This window comes from Streptomyces sp. 8N114 (assembly GCF_052245835.1).
GTDB lineage: Bacteria > Actinomycetota > Actinomycetes > Streptomycetales > Streptomycetaceae > Streptomyces.
Genome location: NZ_JBQQBT010000010.1, coordinates 1 through 20996 on the forward strand (window position 1 = coordinate 1; position 20996 = coordinate 20996).

Sequence of the window (20996 nt, forward strand, 5' to 3'; positions counted from 1 at the left end):
TATCAACATATCTGGCGTTGACTTTTGGCACGCTGTTGAGTTCTCAAGGAACGGACGCTTCCTTCGAAACCGTCTCACCGGCTTCTCCGGACGTTTGCCCTTTCGGTGTTTCCGACTCTATCAGATCGAATCTGCTTGGAGTTCGGAGGGCTTCTTGCGCAAGAATTCCGTCGCCGAATTTCTTGGTTCGAAGCGGAGAAGAAACTAACTGCTGCTGCCGAGCTTGTCCAACTCTAGGCAACTGTTCGAATCTACTGCCCTCGGTTCACCGCGTCAACGGCTTTCCGGGGCGGAGAGGACAGTAGCAGGTTCCCTGCTGTCCGCGCACATCATGCGGCAGTCGGCAGGTCTGCGGAGCGGTCCGACACGGCGATGTCACCGGTTTCGCCCAGCTTCACCGCTCGTCGGCCGACGACATAGACGTAGGTCAGGGAGGCCAGTTCTGCCAGGAGGCCGATGAGAACGCGTGCCCAGGTTGGCAGGCCGGACGGGGTCACGAAGGCTTCGATGACCCCGGACACCAGCAGGACGGGGTCAGCCCGAGGGCCATGCCGGGGGCGGAACGGCTCCTGCGCCAGTGCTGTTTGCCGGCTTCGTGGGCCCGGGTCTTGTCCAGCCAAGGCGGAGCCCTGTCCCTGCGGCGACGAAGACGGTCGTCAGTTCGAGGAAGCCGTGCGGGAGCAGGAGGACGAGGAAGGTGTTGAGGCGGCCGGCCGACTCCATGAGGCCAATGCCGACGCCGAGGTTGAGGACGTTCTGGAAGAGGAGTCAGAGCACCGGGATACCGAGGAGTGCGCCGAAGACGAGGCAGATGGCGGCGGCCTGGGCGTTGTTCGCCCGGACCTGGGCGGCGAAGGACGTGGCCGGGTGGCGCGAGTAGTAGGTCTCGTACTGGCCGCCTGGCCGAGTCATCTCGCGCAACTCTTCCGGGGCACCGATGGTGGCGCGGACTTCTGGGTGAGTGTCCACCCACCCTGCGACGAGCCGGTCGGCACCCACCAGTTGCGGGAGCGGTAGACAGCTTCAGGAAAACTGGCGGCGAAGAAGTGTGCGACGTTGCGCCATGAGGCGGTGTGTGCCCCCCGGTGACCACGCTGCGGGCACGGGCGACAAGGCAGGTGAGACGGTCGGTGACGGCTGGGTCCGGGCACTCGACTGAACCTGGGAGAGATGCGTGGCGGCGCGGTGGGCCGAGACGAAGACATCCAGGTCCATGGAGAGAGCTTGGCAGATCGCCGTACTGGAAGACTGGGGCTGACGTGCCAGGCGGTCCAAGGCGTACGGGTCCGGGGCCGGGGGTGTGCGGCGAGTGAACTGGTGACAGAGGACGCTGTTGTGTTCGGGTTGCGCCCGGCGCGGCTGCCGAGTAGGGCGCTGGCGGTCTGCGTGGATCTCGTGCTCGACGGGGCCATCTACATTGCCTTGGCGCTCGCGCTGCTCACGGCCGTGGCTTCTCTGGACGTGGCGGCGATCGTCGTCCCGTACGCCCCGCAGACCCGCTGCCGTCTTCCCCATTGAGCGTCCCCGGTGAGCATGGGCGGCCTCGCTGGTGTCGGAGCGGGGCGGCGGCTGGGCGCGTGTTCGCCGGGACGCTGGTGGTGCGGGAACGCGTTCCTGTGGCGGAGGAGATGGCGGTGCAGCCTCCCCCGCAGTGGCTCGAGGGGAGTTCGCCGAGCTCGATCTGTCGAGCGTTCCGGACTCGCTGTGGCTCGCGGTCCGGCAGTTTCCGTTGCGGGCCGAGCAGTTGGCGAACGACGTCAGGGAATGGACCGGGGCGCCGGCACCGTACGGGATCACTGCCGCCGACTATCTGACGGGTGTTGTGGCGGAGCGTCGGCAGCGGGACAGCTTCCACTCCCCCCCTCTTCCCCTGCCCTCTTCCCCGGCTCCTCCCGCTTCCTCCGGCCCCGGTTCCCCCAGTTCGAAGGGGGACGGGAGCGGGCCGAGTCCTCCGCGTACGGGCTTCGTGCCGCCGTCGTAGGCCCGTCAGCCTCAAGGAGCGTGTCGCGGCCGTCAGTTGAACGTCGACGGCGGTGACTCGAGGTCTTCCAACTCGATGCCCGGGGCCGCGAGAACGACGTCGCCGGCGATGTGCACCGCGTGCTGCTCCCCCGTCTCCAGGTCGTTGACCTGGTAGTTCTCCACTACGAGGGGGCCGTTGTCAGTGGCGTGTGTTTCTCTGTTCAGCAGCGCCCAGGACTGGTCGAGAGTGCGGGGGGCGAGGACGGGGGGTGTGAACGCGACGAGGCGGATGCGAGTGGCCCTGTCACCGGGAGACGGGCGCAGCAGCCGTGAGGTCGCGACGAGGAATGCGGGGGATGCCCCGGTGAAGGAGTGGGCGGCGACGTTGCCCTCCTGGGCTTGCTCGCCCGCGGGGTCGGAGCGCACCCAGGTGACGCCCTCCAGTGCCGCGCCGCGGATCTGCCAGTTCGCGGCGTGGAGTTCGAGTCGGATCGGGCGGCCGAGTTCGTCGAGGGTGAGGTCGACGGAGCCCGCGTGCTCTCCCGAAGGGGTGGTGAGCTGGGAGACGTAGCGCCAGCCGGAGGGGCCGGTGGCGCAGTGGAAGTGCTCTTCGCCGAGGAAGGTGTGGTCGTGCGGGTCGTGCAGCGAATATCGGCCGCGGGGCATGGGCGGTGTCCGGGGTCGGTGCGGTGACGCCCAGGCCCCCGCCGGGGCGGGGGCCTGGGGCCGGTCTGCCTCACGGCCTGCCCGGCGGTTGTGCCGCCGGGCCCGGCGCGGGAGGGTCAGAAGCGGATCGTCGCCTGGATCAGTAGCGGTAGTGGTCCGGCTTGTACGGGCCCTCGACCGGGACGCCGATGTAGGCCGCCTGCTCCGGGCGAAGCGTGGTCAGCTTGGCGCCGAGTGCCTCGAGGTGGAGGCGGGCGACCTTCTCGTCGAGGTGCTTGGGCAGGACGTAGACGTCGGTCGGGTACGACTCCGGCTTGGTGAACAGCTCGATCTGGGCGATCGTCTGGTTCGCGAAGCTGTTGGACATCACGAACGAGGGGTGTCCGGTGGCGTTGCCCAGGTTCAGCAGACGGCCCTCGGACAGGACGATGATGGTCTTGCCGTCCGGCCAGGTCCAGGTGTGGACCTGCGGCTTGACCTCGTCCTTGACGATGCCGTCGATGGCGGCGAGACCGGCCATGTCGATTTCGTTGTCGAAGTGGCCGATGTTGCCGACGATGGCCTGGTGCTTCATCTTGGCCATGTCCGAGGCCATGATGATGTCCTTGTTGCCCGTGGTGGTGATGAAGATGTCGGCGGTCCCGACGACGTCGTCCAGGGTCACCACCTGGTAGCCGTCCATCGCCGCCTGAAGGGCACAGATGGGGTCGATCTCGGTGATCAGGACGCGGGCGCCCTGGCCGCGCAGGGACTCGGCGCAGCCCTTGCCGACGTCGCCGTAGCCGCAGACGACGGCGGTCTTGCCGCCGATGAGGACGTCAGTGGCGCGGTTGATGCCGTCGATCAGGGAGTGGCGGCAGCCGTACTTGTTGTCGAACTTCGACTTGGTGACGGCGTCGTTGACGTTGATCGCCGGGAAGAGCAGCGTGCCTGCCTGCTGCATCTCGTAGAGGCGGTGGACGCCGGTGGTGGTCTCCTCGGTGACGCCGCGGATCTCGGAGGAGAGCTGCGTCCACTTCTGCGGGTTCTCGCTCAGAGTGCGGTTGAGGAGCTGGAGGACGACGCGGTGCTCGTCGTTCTCGGCGGTGTCCACCGAGGGCGCGGCGCCGGCCTTCTCGTACTCGACGCCCTTGTGGACGAGGAGGGTGGCGTCACCGCCGTCGTCGAGGATCATGTTCGGGCCGCCGGTGGTGGCGTTCGGCCAGGTGAGGGCCTGCTCCGTGCACCACCAGTACTCCTCCAGGGTCTCGCCCTTCCAGGCGAAGACCGGGATGCCCTGCGGGTTGTCCGGGGTGCCGCCGGGACCGACGGCGACGGCTGCGGCGGCGTGGTCCTGGGTGGAGAAGATGTTGCAGGAGGCCCAGCGGACCTCGGCTCCCAGAGCGACCAGAGTTTCGATCAGCACAGCCGTCTGCACGGTCATGTGCAGGGAGCCGGTGACGCGGGCGCCTGCCAGGGGCTGGTCCGCGGCGTATTCCTTGCGGATCGCCATCAGGCCGGGCATCTCATGCTCGGCCAGCGTGATCTCCTTGCGGCCGAAGGCCGCCAGCGAGAGGTCCGCGACCTTGAAGTCCTGGCCGGTCGTGGAGGTCGTCGTCATTGCGAGCTGCTCCTCGGTGTCGAGAAATAAGGCTGGCTGGTCCGTGCTGCGGCGCGGGACGGTGTGGTGCCGGTCGCGCGGAGGCGCACATCGTCGCCGGGCACACTCGTCCCCTGCTCGCAGCTCAGTCCGTCGGAGGCCCTCTCTCCCTCGGTAGCCCGCGATGCGGGCCGCCCGACCGCCATCAGCAGCGACGTCTGGCTCTACGAATCTACACCGCCCGTCCAGGGGACCGGACGGGCGCCGCTGACAGCAAGTACGCCTCGGGGTCGGTTTTCGGCCGCTTGCTTTTTTGGCCATCCGGCTGGTTCGGTGCACCCTGCGGCCTCTGCGACTGCGACTGCAACGGCGCGAGAACGCACCCCTCCACACACTGGCCGAGCTAGGAGTTTCCACGTGACCAGTCCTGCCGATCCCCGTGACGGAGCGGCTCCCCCGGCCGGACCGGGGCTGAAACTGCTTGCCGTGACGGCGTGCCCCACCGGTATCGCTCATACGTATATGGCCGCGGAAAAACTGACCCAGGCCGCACAGGCCCGTGGTATCGCCATGCAGGTGGAGACGCAGGGCTCCATCGGGGCAGAGAACGTCTTGACCGACAACGATGTCATAGCTGCTGACGGCGTCATCGTCGCCGCTGACAAGGACGTGGACCTCAGCCGGTTCGGGGGCAAGCGCGTGCTGGTCGTCGGGGTGGCGGAAGGCATCAGCGACCCCGACGGCCTCATCGACCGCGTACACCAGGCGCCCGTCCACCAGGGCGGAGCAGCCCGGGCCGGGAGCGGAGACGGCCAGGGCGGCAACGGAGGCAGCGGAGGGTCCGGAGGAGACGGCACGGGCGGCGCGGGAGCCGACGGAGCACCGTCGGGTCCCGCGGGTGCCAGGAGCCGGGAGCGCAGCATCGGATACAAGGCGCTGATGAACGGGGTCTCGTACATGATCCCGTTCGTGGTCGTCGGCGGGTTGCTGATAGCCGTCTCGCTCGCCCTCGGCGGGCACCCGCAGGCTGACGGCGGTCTGGTGATACCGGACGGCAGCTTCTGGAAGCACGTCAACGACATCGGCACCATCGGGTTCACGCTGATGGTCCCGATCCTCTCCGGCTACATCGCCTATGCGATCGGCGACCGCCCCGCTCTGGTGCCGGGCATGATCGGCGGATGGATCGCCAATACGGGCGAGCTGTACGACTCCAAGTCCGGGGCGGGCTTCATCGGGGCGATCGTGACCGGGTTCCTGGCCGGGTATCTGGTCCGCTGGATCAAGCTGGTGCCGGTGTCCCGGTTCGTGCGGCCGATCATGCCGATCATCGTGATCCCGATCGTGGCGACGTCCGCGCTGGGGCTGTTCTTCATCTATGTCATCGGCAAGCCGATCTCCTGGGTCTTCGAGAATCTCACCGATTTCCTCGGCGGCATGACCGGCACCAGTGCCGCGCTGCTGGGCGTGGTGCTCGGGATGATGATCGCGTTCGACATGGGTGGCCCGGTCAACAAGACCGCGTTCCTGTTCGGCACCGGGCTCGTCTCCAAGAGCCCCGAGGTGATGGGTATGTGCGCGGCGGCCATTCCGGTACCGCCGCTGGGCCAGGGTCTGGCGACGCTGCTGCGCCGCAAGTTCTACTCCGACCAGGAGCGGGAGACCGGGCTGGCGGCGCTGTTCATGGGCTTCTTCGGCATCACCGAGGGCGCCATCCCGTTCGCCGCCGCCCGGCCGGCCACGGTGATCCCGGCCAACATGCTCGGTGGCGCCGTCGCGGGCTGTATCGCAGGACTGGCCGCGGTCGGGGACAACGTGCCGCACGGCGGGCCGATCGTGGCGGTGCTGGGCGCGGTCGACGGTGTGGCGATGTTCTTCGTGGCAGTGCTGATCGGTACGGCCGTCACGGCGCTGACCACGGCCGGCCTGGTGACGCTCGGGGCACGTCGTTCCCGGACCGGATCACCCCAAACGCGCGGCCCGGACGGTACGGACAGCGCCGTACGAGCAGGCGCACCAGCAACGCGCAAGCCGGACAGTGCGGACCGCGCCGGCAGCGCACAGAGCGACGGCGACGAGCGTGCGAAGGCGGAGCCTCCTGCCGCGGCGGTGCAGCAGTCCGTCGTACCGCCTCAAGGCGGTGCAGCAGTACCCCCTCGGAGCGAGGCAGCAGAGGGCGCAGCAGAAGGCACGGAAGCCGCCGGGGCGGCGGCCGAAGTGCTCTCCGGATACCTCACCGCGGAGACCGTCAGCGAGCAGCTCTCAGCTGTCGACAAGGACGCCGGTATCCGGGAGATGGCCGCACTGCTGGAGCGCAGCGGCAAGGTTGCCGACAGTGCGGCGCTCGTGCAGGCAGCGCTCGCCCGGGAGGAGCAGGGCACCACGGGGCTCGGCGAGGAGATCGCCATCCCGCACGCCAAGACGGACGCGGTCACCGCACCGGTCGTCGGGTTCGCACGGTCGGCCGAGGGCATCGAGTGGGGCGCACTGGACGGGACGAAGGCGCGGCTGGTGTTCATGATCGCGGTGCCCGAGGCGGCAGCCGGTGACGAGCATCTGCGCATCCTGGCCCTGCTGTCCCGCAAGCTGATGGACCCCGCGTTCCGCACGCGTCTGCTGGAGGCGCCCGACAAGGAGGCCGTGCTGGACGCGCTGGCCGAGATCCAATGAGGCAGCCGCACAGCTGAAGCACGTCACGAGGAGGGCCCGCCCCGAAACCCTAGGGCGGGCCCTCCTCGTGCTGTGGCTGTGGTCAGGCGCTCGGGCCCGTCACGTCAGACGGTTCGGAGACGGACTCCGCACCGGCCTCCTGGGCGCGGTAGATGTCCGGCTCCAGGTAGATGACCCGGGCGATCGGCACGGCTTCGCGGATGCGGTGCTCGGCCGCGTCGATGGCGCGGGCGATCTGTGTGGCCGTGTCGTCGTGCTGGACAGCCACCTTGGCGGCCACCAGGAGCTCTTCCGGGCCGAGGTGCAGCGTGCGCATGTGGATGACGCGGGTGACGGTCTCGCCGTCGACGAGCGCGGCGTTGATCTTCTCCCGTTCGGCCGGGTCGGCGGACTCGCCCAGCAGCAGCGACTTGGTCTCCACCGCCAGCACCAGCGCGATGACGACCAGCAGCGCACCGATGCACATGGTGCCGATGCCGTCCCAGACGCCGTTGCCCGTCAGCAGCGCGAGGCCGACACCGCCGAGGGCGAGGAAGAGGCCGACGAGCGCGCCGAGGTCCTCCAGCAGGACGACGGGGAGCTCCGGCGCCTTGGCGCGGCGGACGAACTGGCCCCAGCTGAGCTTGCCGCGGACCTGGTTGGACTCCTGGATGGCGGTACGGAAGGAGAAGGTCTCGGCGATGATGGCGAAGACGAGTACGCCGACCGGCCAGTACCAGTGCTCGACTTCGTGTGGGTGAGCAATCTTCTCGTAGCCCTCGTAGAGCGCGAAGACGCCACCGACGGTGAACAGGACGATGGAGACGAGGAAGCCGTAGATATAACGCTCACGACCGTATCCGAACGGGTGCTCCTCGCTGGCTTCCTTCTTGGCCTTCTTCCCGCCAAGCAGGAGGAGCGCCTGGTTTCCGGAGTCGGCGACGGAGTGGACGCCTTCCGCAAGCATCGAGGCCGAGCCGCTGAAGCCCGCCGCGACGAACTTGGCGACGGCGATGGCCAGGTTGGCGCCCAGCGCGGCGACGATCGCCTTTGTTCCGCCTGATGCACTCACGAGTCCCGGGTCCTTCCTACTGCTGTGCGACCGTCCGGTCAGACGGCCACGGTGGCGCGGAAGAGCGTACCGTCACCCGAGATTCGTACCGGCTCCCCTGCCGGAACGTACGCGGACTTCCCGGGGCCGAGGCTGAGTTCCTCCCCGCCGCCCGCTCTGGCGTCATCCTGCCCGTTGTCCTCACCTGCGTGCAGTACGACGGCTCCCGCGGTGCACAGCAGGATCTGCGGGGCAGGCGTGTGCAGGGTGTGCGGACGGGCGCCGGGGACGAGGAGGAAGCGGGAGAGCCGGAACTCGCCGACGGGTGTCTCGTAGACCTCCTCGCCGCCCGCGTCGTCCGCCTCGGGGCGCAGGATGCCGGGTTCCGTCGGCTCGAAGCGGACGATGCGCAGCAGTTCGGGCACATCCACATGCTTGGGCGTCAAGCCGCAGCGCAGCACGTTGTCGGAGCTGGCCATGATCTCGACGCCGAGGCCGCTGAGGTAGGCGTGCGGAACGCCGGCGGCGAGGAACAGCGCTTCGCCCGGGCGCAGGACGACGTGGTTGAGGAGCATCGCGGCGAGCACCCCGGGGTCGCCCGGGTAGTGGTGCGCGAGGTCCGCGTACACGGCGTACTCAGGGCGCTCGGAGGCCGCCTCGGCGGCTTCGGTGACCGTGGCGGCCATCGCGTCCTTGTCGGCCGTCAGAAGGGCCGTCAGGACCTCACGCAGCGCCTCGCTCTCGGGGCGGGCTCGCAGGATGTCGACGTACGGCTTCAGACCGTTCACGCCGAGGCCCTCCAGCAGCGCCGCGGCCTCCTGGGGGTGACGGAAGCCGCACAGCCCCTCGAACGGGGTGAGGGCGCAGATGAGTTCGGGCTTGTGGCTGTCGTCCTTGTAGTTGCGCTCCGGGGCGTCCAGCGGGATGCCGCGTGCCTCCTCATCGGCGTACCCCTGGACCGCCTGCGTGCTGTCGGGATGCACCTGGAGGGAGAGCGGGGCCGCGGCTGCAAGCAGCTTCAGCAGGAACGGCAGTCGGGGCCCGAACGTGCGCACTGCCGGGACGCCCAGTTCGCGCTCCGGGTCGGAGGCGATCGCCTCGGACAGCGGGAGCGGTCCGGCGCCCCGGTCGATGCGGGAGGGCGCACCTGGATGGGCACCCATCCACAGCTCGGCCTGGGGCTGACCGGTGGGCTTCTCGCCGAGCAGTTCCGGGATGGCGGTGGTGGAACCCCAGGCGTACGGCCTGACGGTGTTCTCCAGACGGTCCATGAGGTGTGCTGTTTCCTGTCGTGCTCAGAGGAGTCCGTGCGGGCTGCGGAAGTCCATTGGGGCTGCGGGATGTCGGGTAGGGGGCGGCAGGTACTCGGTCACGCCCAAGGGGAGTCGCTGTCGGCGAGCGTGAGGTAAACGGCGGAGAAATCAGCGGTGGCGATCAGCTCGGCCGCCGCCTCCAGCGGGCTGCTGCCTTCGGCCGGTTCCAGCTCACTGAGTGCCGCCTCGTGCGCGTAGGCCAGATCGCGGGCTGCCACGGTCGCGGACTCGCTGCCGGGTGCTTCCTCGCGCAGCAGGACGATACGGGCGCGGGTCGTCTCCGGCTCCTCGACCCGGTCGCGGAAGAAGTCGTCCGGGTCGGAGCCCGGCGCGAAAGGACCCGACAGCAGTGCGCCGTGCGCGGTCATGGCCTCGGGCAGTTCGGCCGCGAGGGCCGGCCGGCCGCAGAGCGCGGCGAGGACGGCGGACCAGTGGCGCGCAGCGGCGCCCGCGATGCCGCCCTCGCTCCACAGCAGCGGCACCGCACCCGACAGTTCGACAGCCAGGGTCTTGCCGGGGTTGCTGTAGGGCGGGATGGCGGGGCCGCAGCGTTCCGCGATCTCGTCCAGCCGGTCGGCGACCGCCGTAACGGCTGACGGTCCGGTCTGGGTGAGCCCGAGACGGTCGGTCAGAAGCAGCAGCGGAGTCAGCAGCGCCCAGAACGTGCCGGGGGCGCCGACGGGCTGTCCGGCCAGCGTCGCGGGGGTCCGTCGCGACCCGCGGTCGCTGTCCTGGCCGTCCCGGTCGGTCTCGCCGTTCCGGTCGCTGCCACCGTTCGGGCCGTTCCCGCCGAGCGGCCCATCGGCAACATCCGCCTCCAGCGGGTGCTCGGGGACGTCCGGCGAGGCGTACACCTCGTACGGGCCCGGCGCCAGCGGCACCGCGAGGCCCCGGGTCTCACCCAGCGCTTCGGCAAGCGGCGCGCCCTGCGGGGTGACGGCGACGACGGTGCAGCCGCGGCGGTACGCCTGGTCGACCAGGGCCATGAGGCCGGGTTCGGTGCCGTCCGGAGTGACGAGCAGCAGGAGGTCCACCGGGCCCGCCCAGCCGGGCAGCGGCCAGCGCAGTGCTCCGGTGGCCGCATGGGCGCCGGAGGGGCGCAGTCTGGTGACGGGTACGGCGCCGTTGGTGAGAGCGCCGAGCAGGTCGGTGACACACGCGGTGGCCGGCCCCGGTCCGGCGACCAGGAGCGCGCGGGGGCGGCCCTCCGGCTGGAGCTTGTCCAGACCTGCCTCGGTGGCCTGGCGCAGCCCCGTTCGAACGCGTGCTCCGGCCTGTGCGGCGCCGCGCAGCAGACCGCGTACGTCGGCGCGGGCGAGAGCCTCGGGGGCGTCGAGGAGCGTCTCGTCGAGCATCTTCCGTGGCCTCCGATCGGCTTCCGGTGCTGCGCGTACGGGCGCCTGCTGGGCGTCCCGGCCGTCGCGCACCGGAACTCAACTGTGCGCCGGGTCAGGCGGGGCGGCGGGCCTCGTCCACCAGGAGCACCGGGATGCCGTCGCGCACCGGATACACCAGGCCGCACTCCGCGTCCCCGGTGCACAGCAGTTCGTCGCCCTCCTCGCGCAGCGGCGCGTGGCACGCCGGACAGGCGAGGATCTCAAGGAGTCCGGCTTCGAGCGGCATGTGTTCCTCCAGGTGCGGTGCGCGGCAGCTGTGGGCTGACTGTGCAGCTGTGTGCTGGCTTGTGCGGTCAGGGTACCGCCGGGGGCGGCCGACGGTACCGGGGCGGCTGTCAGACCGCGGAGGTGGTTTCGCCCTCCGCCCGGACGATGGCCAGCACCTCGTCGCGGATGCGCTCGACAGTGGCGACGTCACGGGCCTCCACGTTCAGCCGCAGCAGCGGTTCGGTGTTGGAGGGGCGGAGGTTGAACCACCAGTTGACGCCGGTCACGGTGAGTCCGTCCAGCTCGTCGATGGTGACGCCCTCGCGCCCGGCGAAGACCGCCTTGACGGCTGCTGTGCGGTTGAACTGGTCCTGGACGGTGCTGTTGATCTCGCCGGAGGCGGCGTAGCGGTCGTAGCGGGCGACGAGCTGGGAAAGCGGGCCCTCCTGCCCGCCGAGCGCGGCCAGTACGTGCAGGGCCGCGAGCATGCCGGTGTCGGCGTTCCAGAAGTCGCGGAAGTAGTAGTGCGCCGAGTGCTCCCCGCCGAAGATCGCCCCGGTCCTGGCCATCTCCTGCTTGATGAAGGAGTGACCGACCCGGGTACGGACGGGCAGGCCGCCGCTCTCCCTGATGACCTCCGGGACGGACCAGGAGGTGATCAGGTTGTGGATCACGGTGGAGCCCGGCTCCTTGGCCAGCTCGCGGGAGGCGACCAGCGCTGTGATCGCGGACGGGGAGACAGGGTCGCCGTTCTCGTCCACCACGAAGCAGCGGTCGGCGTCGCCGTCGAAGGCCAGGCCGATGTCGGCGCCGACCTCGCGCACCTTGTGCTGGAGGTCGACCAGGTTCTTCGGATCGAGCGGGTTGGCCTCGTGGTTGGGGAAGCTGCCGTCCAGCTCGAAGTACATCTCGTGCAGTTCGACCGGCAGCCCGGCAAGCACGAAGGGGACGGTGAGGCCGCCCATCCCGTTGCCCGCGTCGACCACGACCTTGAGGGTGCGGATGTCCGACAGGTCGACCAGGGAGTGCAGGTGTGCCGCGTACTCCTCCAGCATGTTCCGTTCGTTGACGGTGCCTTGGGGCTTGTCGGAGGCAGGCGCGCCGCCCGCGGCGGACCACTGCTCCGCCAGGGAGCGGATCTCGGCAAGTCCGGTCTCCTCGCCCACCGGTGTCGCGCCGGCACGGCACATCTTGATGCCGTTGTACTGGGCGGGGTTGTGGCTGGCCGTGAACATCGCACCGGGCAGGCCGAGTTTGCCGCTGGCGAAATAGAGCTCGTCGGTGGAGCACAGTCCGATCTCGGTGACGTCGGCGCCCTGGCCGGCCGCGCCCTTTCCGAACGCCCGGACGAGGCCGGGAGAGGAGGGCCGCATGTCGTGTCCGACGACGATGGCGGAGGCCCGGGTGATGCGGACGAACGCGGCGCCGAAGAGCTCCGCTGTCGTCTCGTCCCACTGGTCCGGCACCACACCGCGCACGTCGTACGCCTTAACGATCTGAGACAGATCAGCCACGGCCAGCCTCTCCTGGGGTCGTCGGTCGGCAACGGCCCCAAATCTACCCGCGGGGGTGAGGGCCGCCGCCAGGCAGCACGGTGTGCTACGACTCCGGGGACCGCAGGACCCTCAGATGGCCGCGCCGGGCGACCTCCATCGGGTCGGCGTCACGTCCGTGCGGTCCGCTGAGCCGGTCCTTGGGGGCGGGGTCCTGCGGCTCGTGCCGTGGCGTCCGGGCCGCCTCGCGAACGGCGTTGGCGAGGGCTTCCAGGTCGTCACTGCTGGGGCGGGCCGCCGCCGTGTCGACGGCGAGCCTGACCACCTCCCAGCCGCGGGGTGCCGTGAGCCGCTCGGAGTGCTCGGCGCACAGGTCGTAGCAGTGCGGCTCGGCGTAGGTGGCGAGGGGGCCCAGAACGGCGGTGGAGTCCGCGTAGACGTACGTCAGCGTCGCGACGGCGGGACGACCGCAAGCGGTGCGCGAACAGCGACGTACAGGGCTCACGACGTTGGACCGTACCGCACTCTTGAGCGGGCTGCGACGACTCTCCATGACGTCACCCTGCCGTGTCGTCCGCGTTCGCCGGAAACGCCTGATCTGCTGAAAGGCGCGCACGGCGACCGGGTGAGCGCCCCCTGACCGAGAGCCCGTGATCAGGGTCACCTCGCGAAGCGTTCGCCATTCACCTGATTCCGGTCATTTCCCATGCTCAGCTCCACCAAAAAAGGCGATCAAAGCGACAGAAAGGGCGAAGAGTCTTCATGCGCTGATATGCGGGAGATGCTCCGCACGCGCCCGTCGTGCCCCGCGTGGGACCTGCGGCGGGCTAGGCTCGGAGGTGATGGACAGCCCCGTACCGCCGCGCCGGGCCGATTCCCGGCCGCGCCGCCGAGACCGCCACGGCCGTGGCATGCGCGGCCCCATCGCACCTCCCCAAGTGCCCCTCGCCATCAGCCGGGCAGAGGCGTTCGACGACCTGGTGCGTGACTCGGTGGTCCGCCTGGAGCGGCACTGGCCGCAGCTGGCCGGCGTCGAGTTCGCCGTCCAGGAGGTGCCGCGGTCGGACAACGGCGAGGTGCGCGAGGGCGACGACGCCGTGCCGCTCGGACGGGTCACCGAGGGCGTGGGCGAGCGCCCGGACCGGGTGATCGTCTTCCGGCGCCCGGTGGAGATCCGCAGCCGGACCAGGGACGAGCGGGCTCTTCTCGTGCACGAGGTCGTGGTGGAGCAGGTGGCCGAACTGCTGGGGCTCGCACCGGAGTCGGTCGACCCTCGGTACGGGCAGGACTGACGGTCCTGCCCTTCCCTGTGCCCACCGCACCTCAGGCGTGTGCCCAAGCGCGGCCAAGCGGTTCGCTGTCCGCAGGGCTCACTTGTCGTCGTTCAGTACCGACAGGTCCTGCGTCGAGCCGGGTACCGCCACCATGCTCCTGTCGTCCGGGAGCGTCTGCACGGTGAAGGCCGGAAGTCCGGACTGTTCGCGCTCCAGGGTGCGGGAGGCGTACACCGGGCCGCCGGAGAGGCACTCCACCGTCACCGCGTAGGTGCCCTTGGCGCCGGTGGGGCGGGGCGGGGTGAACGCCTTGGTGGTGTGCGCCTTGACGGAGACGGTGGTGCTCTTGGGGCTGCCGCCGCTGCCAGGTGACGCGGTCACCCGCACCCTCGCCCCGGTCTCCGGCGCGGTCAGCGCCAGGGTGGCGCCGGTCGGACTGGTGCCGGCGGCAGTGGCCTGCTTCCGCACCGGCTCCGTAGCGGGGATGAACGCCGTCTCCTGCTTGCTGCCCTTGCCGCGGAGGACCCGTGCTGCCGCCACCACGCCGGGAGCGTCCTCGCCACCCTCCGCGGAAGAGAGCACCAGCGAACCGGCCTCGCCCTTGGTGAGGTCCTTGAAGGTCGACAGTGGTCACCATGCCCGCCTTCACATGCAGGGTCTCGTACCCGGCGGGGCTGATCTGCCCGGTACGGCCCGCGAGCTTCACCTTGAGGTCGGCGTCTTCGTCCCCCGGCGCGAAGACGGCCAGCCGGACCGAGGCCGCGTCCTTGGGGATTCCCGGCAGCACCAGGCGGGGGCTCGGGTCGGTGGCGGGCGGCAGCCAGTCACCGCCCAACTTACGATCGAGGGCCTGTACTTGTGCTCCCACCCGGCCGGTCCGCGCAGTGACGTGCAGTGTCACATTGGTCACCGGTTCGGCGGTGAGAGTGGACAGCAGTACGGGGACGGTGGAGTGCGGCGGAACGGTCACGTCCTCACCGGCGCCCTCGCTCGCCTTTTCCTTGCCCTTCTTGTCGTACAGCTCCAGGTCGACGACCGCGGTGGTGCTGTCCGGGTTGACGAGGTGCACGTAGTCCTGCCGGTCCTCGGCCGTGCTGGCACCGGGGAACCAGAACGAGGTGTCCGGCACCGAGCAGGACGTGCCCTGCAGACCGCGCCCCGCACCGGCACCGATACTCGTCGTCTGCTGCACCGTCCAGCCGGGTGCGAAGGGGCCGTCAGCAGTGCCGGTGAGTGCGGGCGCTTTCGGGTCGTCCGTGTCGGCGGTCACAGGCGTGCCGGGGCTGCTGAGAGGGAGGAAGGGTTTTCCGCTTCCCTTGTCGGCCGTCCCGGCGTCCTGGTGCTGCTCGGTCTGCTCGCCCTGTTTTCCGGCGTCCCTCCTACCCTTCTCGTTCTTCTTGCCCTTCTTCCCGTCCTTGCCGCGGTCCTTGTCGTCGTCGGGGCTCTGCGGGGTGTCCGTTTCGGCGAGTTCAGCGGGGTACAGGGCCGCGCTGCCCTTCTTGCCGGGGCCGCCCTTGGGCGTGAACGCCTCGTAGGAGGTCTCCGCGACGTCGGACGCGCTCGGCTGCGGGCAGACCAGCGTGGAGCGCTCCACGGGCTTGTGAGCGGCTGCCTTGGCGCTCTCACCGCTCTGCGCCGCCTCGTCCGGTGCGGAGAGCGCGGCGACCCCGGTCACCGCGGCGAGCGCGACGGCGACGGCTCCGAAGCTGAGGACTGTGCGGTTCACTGCTGCTCGCTCCCGTTGCCGTTGCCGTACCTGCTGTCGTAGCCGGGTGCGCCCGGCCCCTCGTATCCCTGCTGGTAGCCGTAGGGGTCGGCGGGCTGCTGGGCCGGGTACTGCTGGGCCTGCCAGTCCTCGTAGGAGGCAGGCTGCTGGTACGCGTCGTATGCGGACTGCTGGTCGTAGGGCGGCTGCTCGTAGGGCTGCTGTTGCTCGTACGGCTGCTGCTCGTACGGCTGCTGCTGCGGGACCTGGCCGTAGGAGGGCTCGCCGTAGGCGTCGTAGGAGGGCTGCTCGTACGGGGCTGTCTGACCGTAGCCCGCCTGGTCCGCGTACGGGGCCTGCTGCGGCACGTAGGGCTGCTGCTGGCCGTACGGGTCGTACTCCGGCTGCCCGGGCACGGGCGGCGGACCCTGCGGCGCGGGCGGGGCCGGGGGTGCAGGCGGGGCCTCGGCCGCCTCGGCGGCGGCGCGGAGCCTGCGGGCCCTGCGGCCGTCACCGGCGGCGGACAGCTCAGGCGCCGGCGGGGCGTCCGGGAGGTCGTCGTCCACGTCGCGACGGCGGCCCGGCAGCGCGAGGACGAGAACGACGAGCAGGAGGAAGCCCTGCGTCCAGACCCAGGCCGTGTGCGTGAGCGGGGTCTCGTAGCTGAGCTCCAGCTTGCCGCCATCGGTGGGCAGTTCGAAGCCCTGCGCCCAGCCGTCGACGGTGACGCTCTTGAGCGGGCTGCCGTCGAGCGTGGCCTGCCAGCCGCTGTCGGCGCGGTCCGCGAGCCGCAGGACCCGCCCCGAGGGGCCGGACGGCAGCGTCGCGTGCGAGTCGACGGGCCCAGCCGGAACAGCCACCGGGGCGGTCACCGCGCCGGCTGAGCCGTTCTCCTGCCGGCCGGGGACGATGGAGAGACGGGAGACCTGCCGGTCGACGCGCCACAGGGCGCTGCCGTCCGCCTGGCTGAGCCGGGTCAGCCCTGGCGTGGCGTCCAGGGTGCGGCTCGTCTCGCGTGAGGCGCCGTCGCGCAGCAGGACGTACCGCACGGCGTAACCGCCCAGCTGGCTGGACTGGTCGGCGCCGGAGCCCGCGACGAGATTGGAGACCACGTGGTCCAGGCGCGTGCCCTCCCCGTCGGCTGCTGCGAGCTCGGCGTCACCCAGCCGGGCGCCGGAGCCGCGCGCCAGCGTGTATGTGATGCCTGAGGTGCCCTCGGGCTGGTCGAGCACCAGGGTGCGCGCCTGGTCACTGGTGGTGCTCTCCTCCGCGACGAAGGCGGGCACCTGCACCGGGTCGCGCCGCGAGAGGGGACCGTCGGCGCCGCGCACCATCCAGCCGATGGCGGCGCCCAGCGGGGCCAGCACACAGGCTGCAGCGATCAGGGCGGCAACCGGCTGGCGCCAGCCGAAGCTCTGCGCGGCCACCCGTTCCTTAGCCCCCTCGGCACCGACCGCGGCGGCGCACAGCAGCGCGAGCCCGTAAACGAGAGTGGCAGGCCCGGCCCAGGCCGAACGGTTGGACAGCGCTGCGGCAAGCAGCGCTGCCAGGGCTACGGCCCAGGCAGCCCGTACGGCCAGCTGCCGTTCGGTGCGCAGCAGTGCGGCGAGTCCGGCCAGCACCAGGCCGACGAGGAACAGCCCGTCAGTGGTGCCCGGTCCACCTGGCGTGAGGGTCAGCAGATCGACGGCGGAAGCCGCACCCGTGCCGTACTCCAGGCCCGCCTCGCCGAGGAACTGCCCGGGGTCGGTGAACAGCGACAGCGACCAGGGGGCCAGCAGCACCAGCGGCGTCACCAGGGCGGTGGTCAGCCGGGCGGCGAGCGCACCGAACGAGGCACCGTCCGCCCTGCGCACCCCGAGCGCCGCGACCGCGAGCACAGCGGCAAGCAGCCACACGACAGGGGTGAACGCCATCGTGAGGGTCAGCAGCAGCGCGTACGCCCACGCCGCCCGCCAGCCGCCCCTGCCGCGCAGCCCGCTGGCCGCCACAGCGGCACGGGCCATCAGGGGCAGCAGTACGGCGAGCACGGCGGTGCCGATCCGCCCCTGGGCGAGCGCGCCGGTGGCGGCGGGCAGGAACGCGTACGCGACGCTCCCCCAGGCGCGTACCAGGCGCGAGTCGACCAGTGGACGGGAGGCGAAGTAGGCGGTGACCCCGGCGAGCGGGACGGAGCACACCAGCAGCAGCGTCAGCGCGAGGCTCGTACTGCCGAACAGCAGGGTGGCGAACGCGGCGAGGACGGCCAGATAGGGCGGCGCCGACTGGGTGCCGCCCGTGCCGACGGGATGCCAGCCTTCCGCGTACCGCGCCCACAGGCCAGACACTCCGTCAGGCACCGGCAACAGCGCACCGCCGGCCAGTGCGCCACCGCCGAGCAGCGCCCGGCAGGCCACCAGCGAGACGACGAGCAGTACGGCGAAGAGGACGGGGCCCGGCTTCTGCGCGAGCCGCTTGAGGCGCGCGAACTGTTCGACCTCCAGGAAGTCCGCGTCCTCGTCCCCGGGGCCCGACTCCACGGCGCCGTGCCGGCCCCCGGCGGAGGATTCCGGCTCGGAGCGTCCGGTGAAGTTGCTGGTGACCTGTTCCACGGTCGCCCGCAGAGTGGCTCCGGGCGGCGGGAAGAGCGGGCGCAGGTCCTTGTGCGTCACCGCCGGTCTGCCCCGCCTGCGGCGTGCGGTCAGGATGCGCCCGCCGAGCAGCAGGGTGCCGGACAGTCCGGCGATCTCGTCCAGTGCTTGCCGGGGCACCTTGCCGACCAGATAGGCGAGGGTGCGCAGCAGTGTGCCGACAACGAGGCGCAGCAGTACCCACGGCAGCAGTGCGCCCGGCATGTTGGCGAGCAGTGTGTAGACGGCGCCCGCCTTGTCGACCCGGTGCGGGCTTGCACCGCCCCGGCTGGCGCGGCCGACGCAGTCGACCGGGCGGCGCTCCCGCGAGGCCGCCTCGGCATGCCGCATCACGGCGTCCGGCGCCGTCAGCACCCGGTGCCCGGCGGCCTGGGCGCGCCAGCACAGATCGACGTCGTCCCGCATCAGGGGCAGTCGGCGGTCGAACCCGCCGAGCTGGTCGAAGACGTCGCGGCGGATGAGCATTCCGGCGGAGGAGACGGCCAGCACGGGGCGCACCTGGTCGTGCTGGCCCTGGTCCTGCTCGCGCCGCTCGATACCCGTCCAGCGCCGGCCGCTGTTCGCGATGGTGACGCCCGCCTCCAGCAGCTGTCTGCGGTCGTACCAGCCGCGCAGCTTGGGCCCCGTGATGGTGACCGACGGATCGGCGTCCACGACGCGCAGCAGCTGCGCCAGGGTGTCCGGTTCGGGCGCGCAGTCGTCGTGCAGCAGCCACAGCCACTGCACGGGTTCGCCGTAGGGCAGTTCAGGCATGTCGTAGGCGTCGTCGCGCCAGGTGCGGTTGACCGGGTCCCAGCCGCTGGGCCGCTTGAGATACGGGAGGTCCTCTGGGGTGAGCCAGCGCGCGGTGCGGGCTGCCTCCTCGACGGCGGTACCGAAGCCGGTGCGTCGCGCCATGTGCAGTACGCGTTCGGCGCCGAGCGCGTCGGTCAGCAACTGGGCGGAGCTGTCCGCGCTGCCGGTGTCGGCGGCGATGATGTTCTGCACCGGGCGGCTCTGCTCCAGCAGCCCGCTCAGCGCGTCAGGAAGCCAGCGTGCGCCGTCGTGGGCGACGAGGACGGCAGTGACGACGTGCCGGGGGAACTCGGGTGGCTCCAAGGGGGCCAACCCTGCTGCGGCCGCCTCGTAGTGGGCCGCCATGTGGCTGTGCACGGACATCGAGGTAGGGGCCCTCCCCGGGTGCCGGGGCGCCTCGCGGCAGTGCCGCGGTGGCTGCAAGCCCCCGGAAGACGCGTATCGGAGCGGTGAACGCACGCCCTTGCCAGGGTGGTGCGTCGCGGACGGCCCCACACTAACGGCTAGTCCTTACGCGTCCGGCGGTCCGTCGCAACAGCCCGGGGCGGGCTCGATGATTCTCCGGGCGAGCGGTGCGAGGGGCACGGCTCGGGTTGCTGGGGTGTTGCCAGCTTCGGCTGGTCGGCAGTCCGGTACGGATCCGGGTCAGACAGCGGCTTTCTTCAGACGGCGCCGCTCACGTTCGGACAGGCCGCCCCAAATGCCGAAACGCTCGTCATTGGCGAGCGCGTATTCGAGGCATTCGGAGCGGACTTCACACGCGAGACAGACTTTCTTCGCCTCGCGGGTAGATCCGCCCTTCTCGGGGAAGAACGACTCAGGATCGGTCTGAGCGCACAAGGCGCGCTCCTGCCAGCCCAGCTCCTCGTCCGCCTCTTCGACCAGCAGTTGTTGGAACAGCTCGGTCATGTGCGCCCCTCGATCCGTCTCTTCGACCCCGTGATGCTGTCGTTATCGAACCCTCTTGAACGACACGAGTGAAATTACAAGTGTGCCGATCCGGGGCAGTCAAGCCGAGATCTGCTATTGAGCCCGTTATTCACCCGGCGGAACCAAGCCTTCGCAGTAAGTGTTCAAATCACTACGAACTATGACACTCGCGGTTGGCGCCGGGGGGTTTTGCCCGACTCCTGATTTCAGAACGTGGTGACCTGCGATCACGTTCCGCACCACCCCCCGGATGGCCCTGATCACACTCTGATCACGGAAGTGCAACGGCGTACGGGCGTGGCTGGTGCGCCATCTCTCCGGCGCCGGTGGGCACAAACCTTTCGCCACCCATAGGGGCCGGAACGGATGAAAGATTCGCCACAAACGCGACAACAGGTTGACACCTGGGGCACGGGGGCGCTGTTCTGGAGCGCATGGCAGTGACCTCTGAGACCCGTACGGCCCGTGGCGCCCTCGCCGCGCGGTCTGCCGGGGGTGCGTCCGTGCTCCCCCGCGTCGCTTCTCACGTCCTGGAGCCCCACCGCTGTCGCTGTCCGCGCGGCTGTCACGCACGCTGTTGCTGAGGCCCGGCTCGGCCTGAGCCGAGCGTCGGCCCCGCCGCCGTCGAGCATCTGCTCCGGCTGAGCGTGCCGCGTTCTTCCGCACTCCCCGCCGCGCCCTTGCGCACTTCCCGCCGCCGTGTCCGGCCTCCCGCCGGCGCCGGCATCCGATTCGTCCCGGCGTCTGGCCGGCTCTCGTACAAAGGCACTCCCGCACGTGAACAGCGACCTCGAAATCGCGGGCGACCCGCTCGCCATTCCGCACCTTCTCCCCCCTGCCCCCGCGCACCCCGCCACCGTCGCGGACTTCGCCGGGCTGATCCGTGAACTCGCCGCCGACCGCACCGCTTGGGCGCCACTGGTGCGCTACGACCCGACCCTGCGCTGGTACCACCGGCTGCGCACGGGGCCCGGATACGAGGTATGGCTGCTCAGCTGGCTGCCCGGACAGGGCAGTGGACGACACGATCACGGACGCTCGTTCGGTGTGTTCGGCGTGCTCGAGGGCGAGTTGACCGAACACGGGCGAGGTAAACGTGTGCTCGACGCCGGAACGGTGCGGGTCTTCGCTCCCGGATATGTGCACGAAGTGGTCAACGACGGGCTGGATCCGGCCGTGAGCGTGCACGTCTACGCACCCGGGCTGACCGAGATGCCGCAGCACTGCTCCGTCGGCCCCGCCGCGCGCGATGTCGCGCAGGGCGCCCTGGCCTGATGCCGTGACGTGATGCCGGATGCGGGGCGGGCCGACGCCGGTGACGCGGCGGACCTGATGTCGGGGGCGG

General features: G+C 70.5%; 14 protein-coding genes and 2 pseudogenes. 4 read left to right on the forward strand and 12 right to left on the reverse strand.

The window, feature by feature from the left end; translation table 11 throughout:
• Positions 1-329: 329 nt before the first annotated feature.
• Positions 330-1215, reverse strand: a pseudogene (locus tag ACTWQF_RS21530) (stage II sporulation protein M).
• A 9-nt stretch (positions 1216-1224) separates the two neighbouring features.
• Here ACTWQF_RS21530 and ACTWQF_RS21535 point away from each other — a divergent pair.
• Entirely contained in the window at positions 1225-1518 is a 294-nt protein-coding gene (locus ACTWQF_RS21535) for a hypothetical protein (RefSeq protein ID WP_443281249.1), read from the forward strand.
• Positions 1519-2013: 495 nt separating this feature from the next.
• Here the strand turns inward: ACTWQF_RS21535 and ACTWQF_RS21540 are convergent, their stop codons facing one another.
• Both ACTWQF_RS21540 and ahcY read right to left on the reverse strand, forming a co-directional pair.
• The gene (locus tag ACTWQF_RS21540; protein WP_443281250.1) at positions 2014-2628 is read right to left on the reverse strand and encodes a hypothetical protein; all 615 of its coding nucleotides are present in this window, start codon (positions 2626-2628) and stop codon (positions 2014-2016) included.
• 139 nt (positions 2629-2767) lie between these two features.
• Positions 2768-4228, reverse strand: a complete 1461-nt coding sequence (gene ahcY, locus ACTWQF_RS21545) for an adenosylhomocysteinase (protein ID WP_443281251.1) — start codon at positions 4226-4228, stop codon at positions 2768-2770.
• Between the two features lie 396 nt (positions 4229-4624).
• Here ahcY and ACTWQF_RS21550 point away from each other — a divergent pair, with 396 nt between their 5' ends.
• A complete protein-coding gene (locus ACTWQF_RS21550) occupies positions 4625-6877 on the forward strand; it encodes a fructose-specific PTS transporter subunit EIIC (protein WP_443281252.1) in 2253 nt (750 codons plus the stop codon).
• 82 nt (positions 6878-6959) lie between these two features.
• Here ACTWQF_RS21550 and ACTWQF_RS21555 read toward each other — a convergent pair whose 3' ends face one another.
• The 6 genes from ACTWQF_RS21555 to ACTWQF_RS21580 form a co-directional block, all read right to left on the reverse strand.
• The gene (locus tag ACTWQF_RS21555) at positions 6960-7928 is read right to left on the reverse strand and encodes a cation diffusion facilitator family transporter (protein WP_443281253.1); all 969 of its coding nucleotides are present in this window, start codon (positions 7926-7928) and stop codon (positions 6960-6962) included.
• 38 nt (positions 7929-7966) lie between these two features.
• Complete coding sequence (gene manA / locus ACTWQF_RS21560; protein WP_443281254.1) at positions 7967-9178, reverse strand: mannose-6-phosphate isomerase, class I; 1212 nt, start codon at positions 9176-9178, stop codon at positions 7967-7969.
• 98 nt (positions 9179-9276) lie between these two features.
• Positions 9277-10575, reverse strand: a complete 1299-nt coding sequence (locus tag ACTWQF_RS21565; protein ID WP_443281419.1) for an SIS domain-containing protein — start codon at positions 10573-10575, stop codon at positions 9277-9279.
• Positions 10576-10669: 94 nt separating this feature from the next.
• Complete coding sequence (locus ACTWQF_RS21570) at positions 10670-10843, reverse strand: Trm112 family protein (protein ID WP_209237390.1); 174 nt, start codon at positions 10841-10843, stop codon at positions 10670-10672.
• A gap of 109 nt (positions 10844-10952) precedes the next feature.
• Positions 10953-12338, reverse strand: a complete 1386-nt coding sequence (locus ACTWQF_RS21575; RefSeq protein WP_443281255.1) for a phosphomannomutase/phosphoglucomutase — start codon at positions 12336-12338, stop codon at positions 10953-10955.
• 85 nt (positions 12339-12423) lie between these two features.
• Positions 12424-12870 (reverse strand): DUF3499 domain-containing protein, encoded by a 447-nt coding sequence (locus ACTWQF_RS21580; protein ID WP_443247917.1) that lies wholly within the window; start codon positions 12868-12870, stop codon positions 12424-12426.
• A gap of 289 nt (positions 12871-13159) precedes the next feature.
• Between ACTWQF_RS21580 and ACTWQF_RS21585 the strand changes: the two genes are divergently transcribed.
• Complete coding sequence (locus ACTWQF_RS21585; RefSeq protein WP_443281256.1) at positions 13160-13609, forward strand: metallopeptidase family protein; 450 nt, start codon at positions 13160-13162, stop codon at positions 13607-13609.
• Positions 13610-13687: 78 nt separating this feature from the next.
• Here the strand turns inward: ACTWQF_RS21585 and ACTWQF_RS21590 are convergent.
• From ACTWQF_RS21590 to ACTWQF_RS21600, 3 genes and pseudogenes are all read right to left on the reverse strand, one after another.
• Positions 13688-15317: pseudogene (locus ACTWQF_RS21590) on the reverse strand (DUF5719 family protein).
• Complete coding sequence (locus ACTWQF_RS21595; protein WP_443281257.1) at positions 15314-19084, reverse strand: glycosyltransferase family 2 protein; 3771 nt, start codon at positions 19082-19084, stop codon at positions 15314-15316. Before ACTWQF_RS21595 ends, ACTWQF_RS21590 begins: the two are co-directional and overlap by 4 nt.
• 282 nt (positions 19085-19366) lie before the next feature.
• Positions 19367-19630: a WhiB family transcriptional regulator gene (locus ACTWQF_RS21600; RefSeq protein ID WP_004952403.1), complete on the reverse strand. Its 264-nt coding sequence runs from the start codon at positions 19628-19630 to the stop codon at positions 19367-19369.
• Positions 19631-20428: 798 nt separating this feature from the next.
• Between ACTWQF_RS21600 and ACTWQF_RS21605 the strand changes: the two genes are divergently transcribed.
• Positions 20429-20926 (forward strand): cysteine dioxygenase, encoded by a 498-nt coding sequence (locus ACTWQF_RS21605; RefSeq protein ID WP_443281258.1) that lies wholly within the window; start codon positions 20429-20431, stop codon positions 20924-20926.
• The last annotated feature ends 70 nt before the right edge of the window (positions 20927-20996 follow it).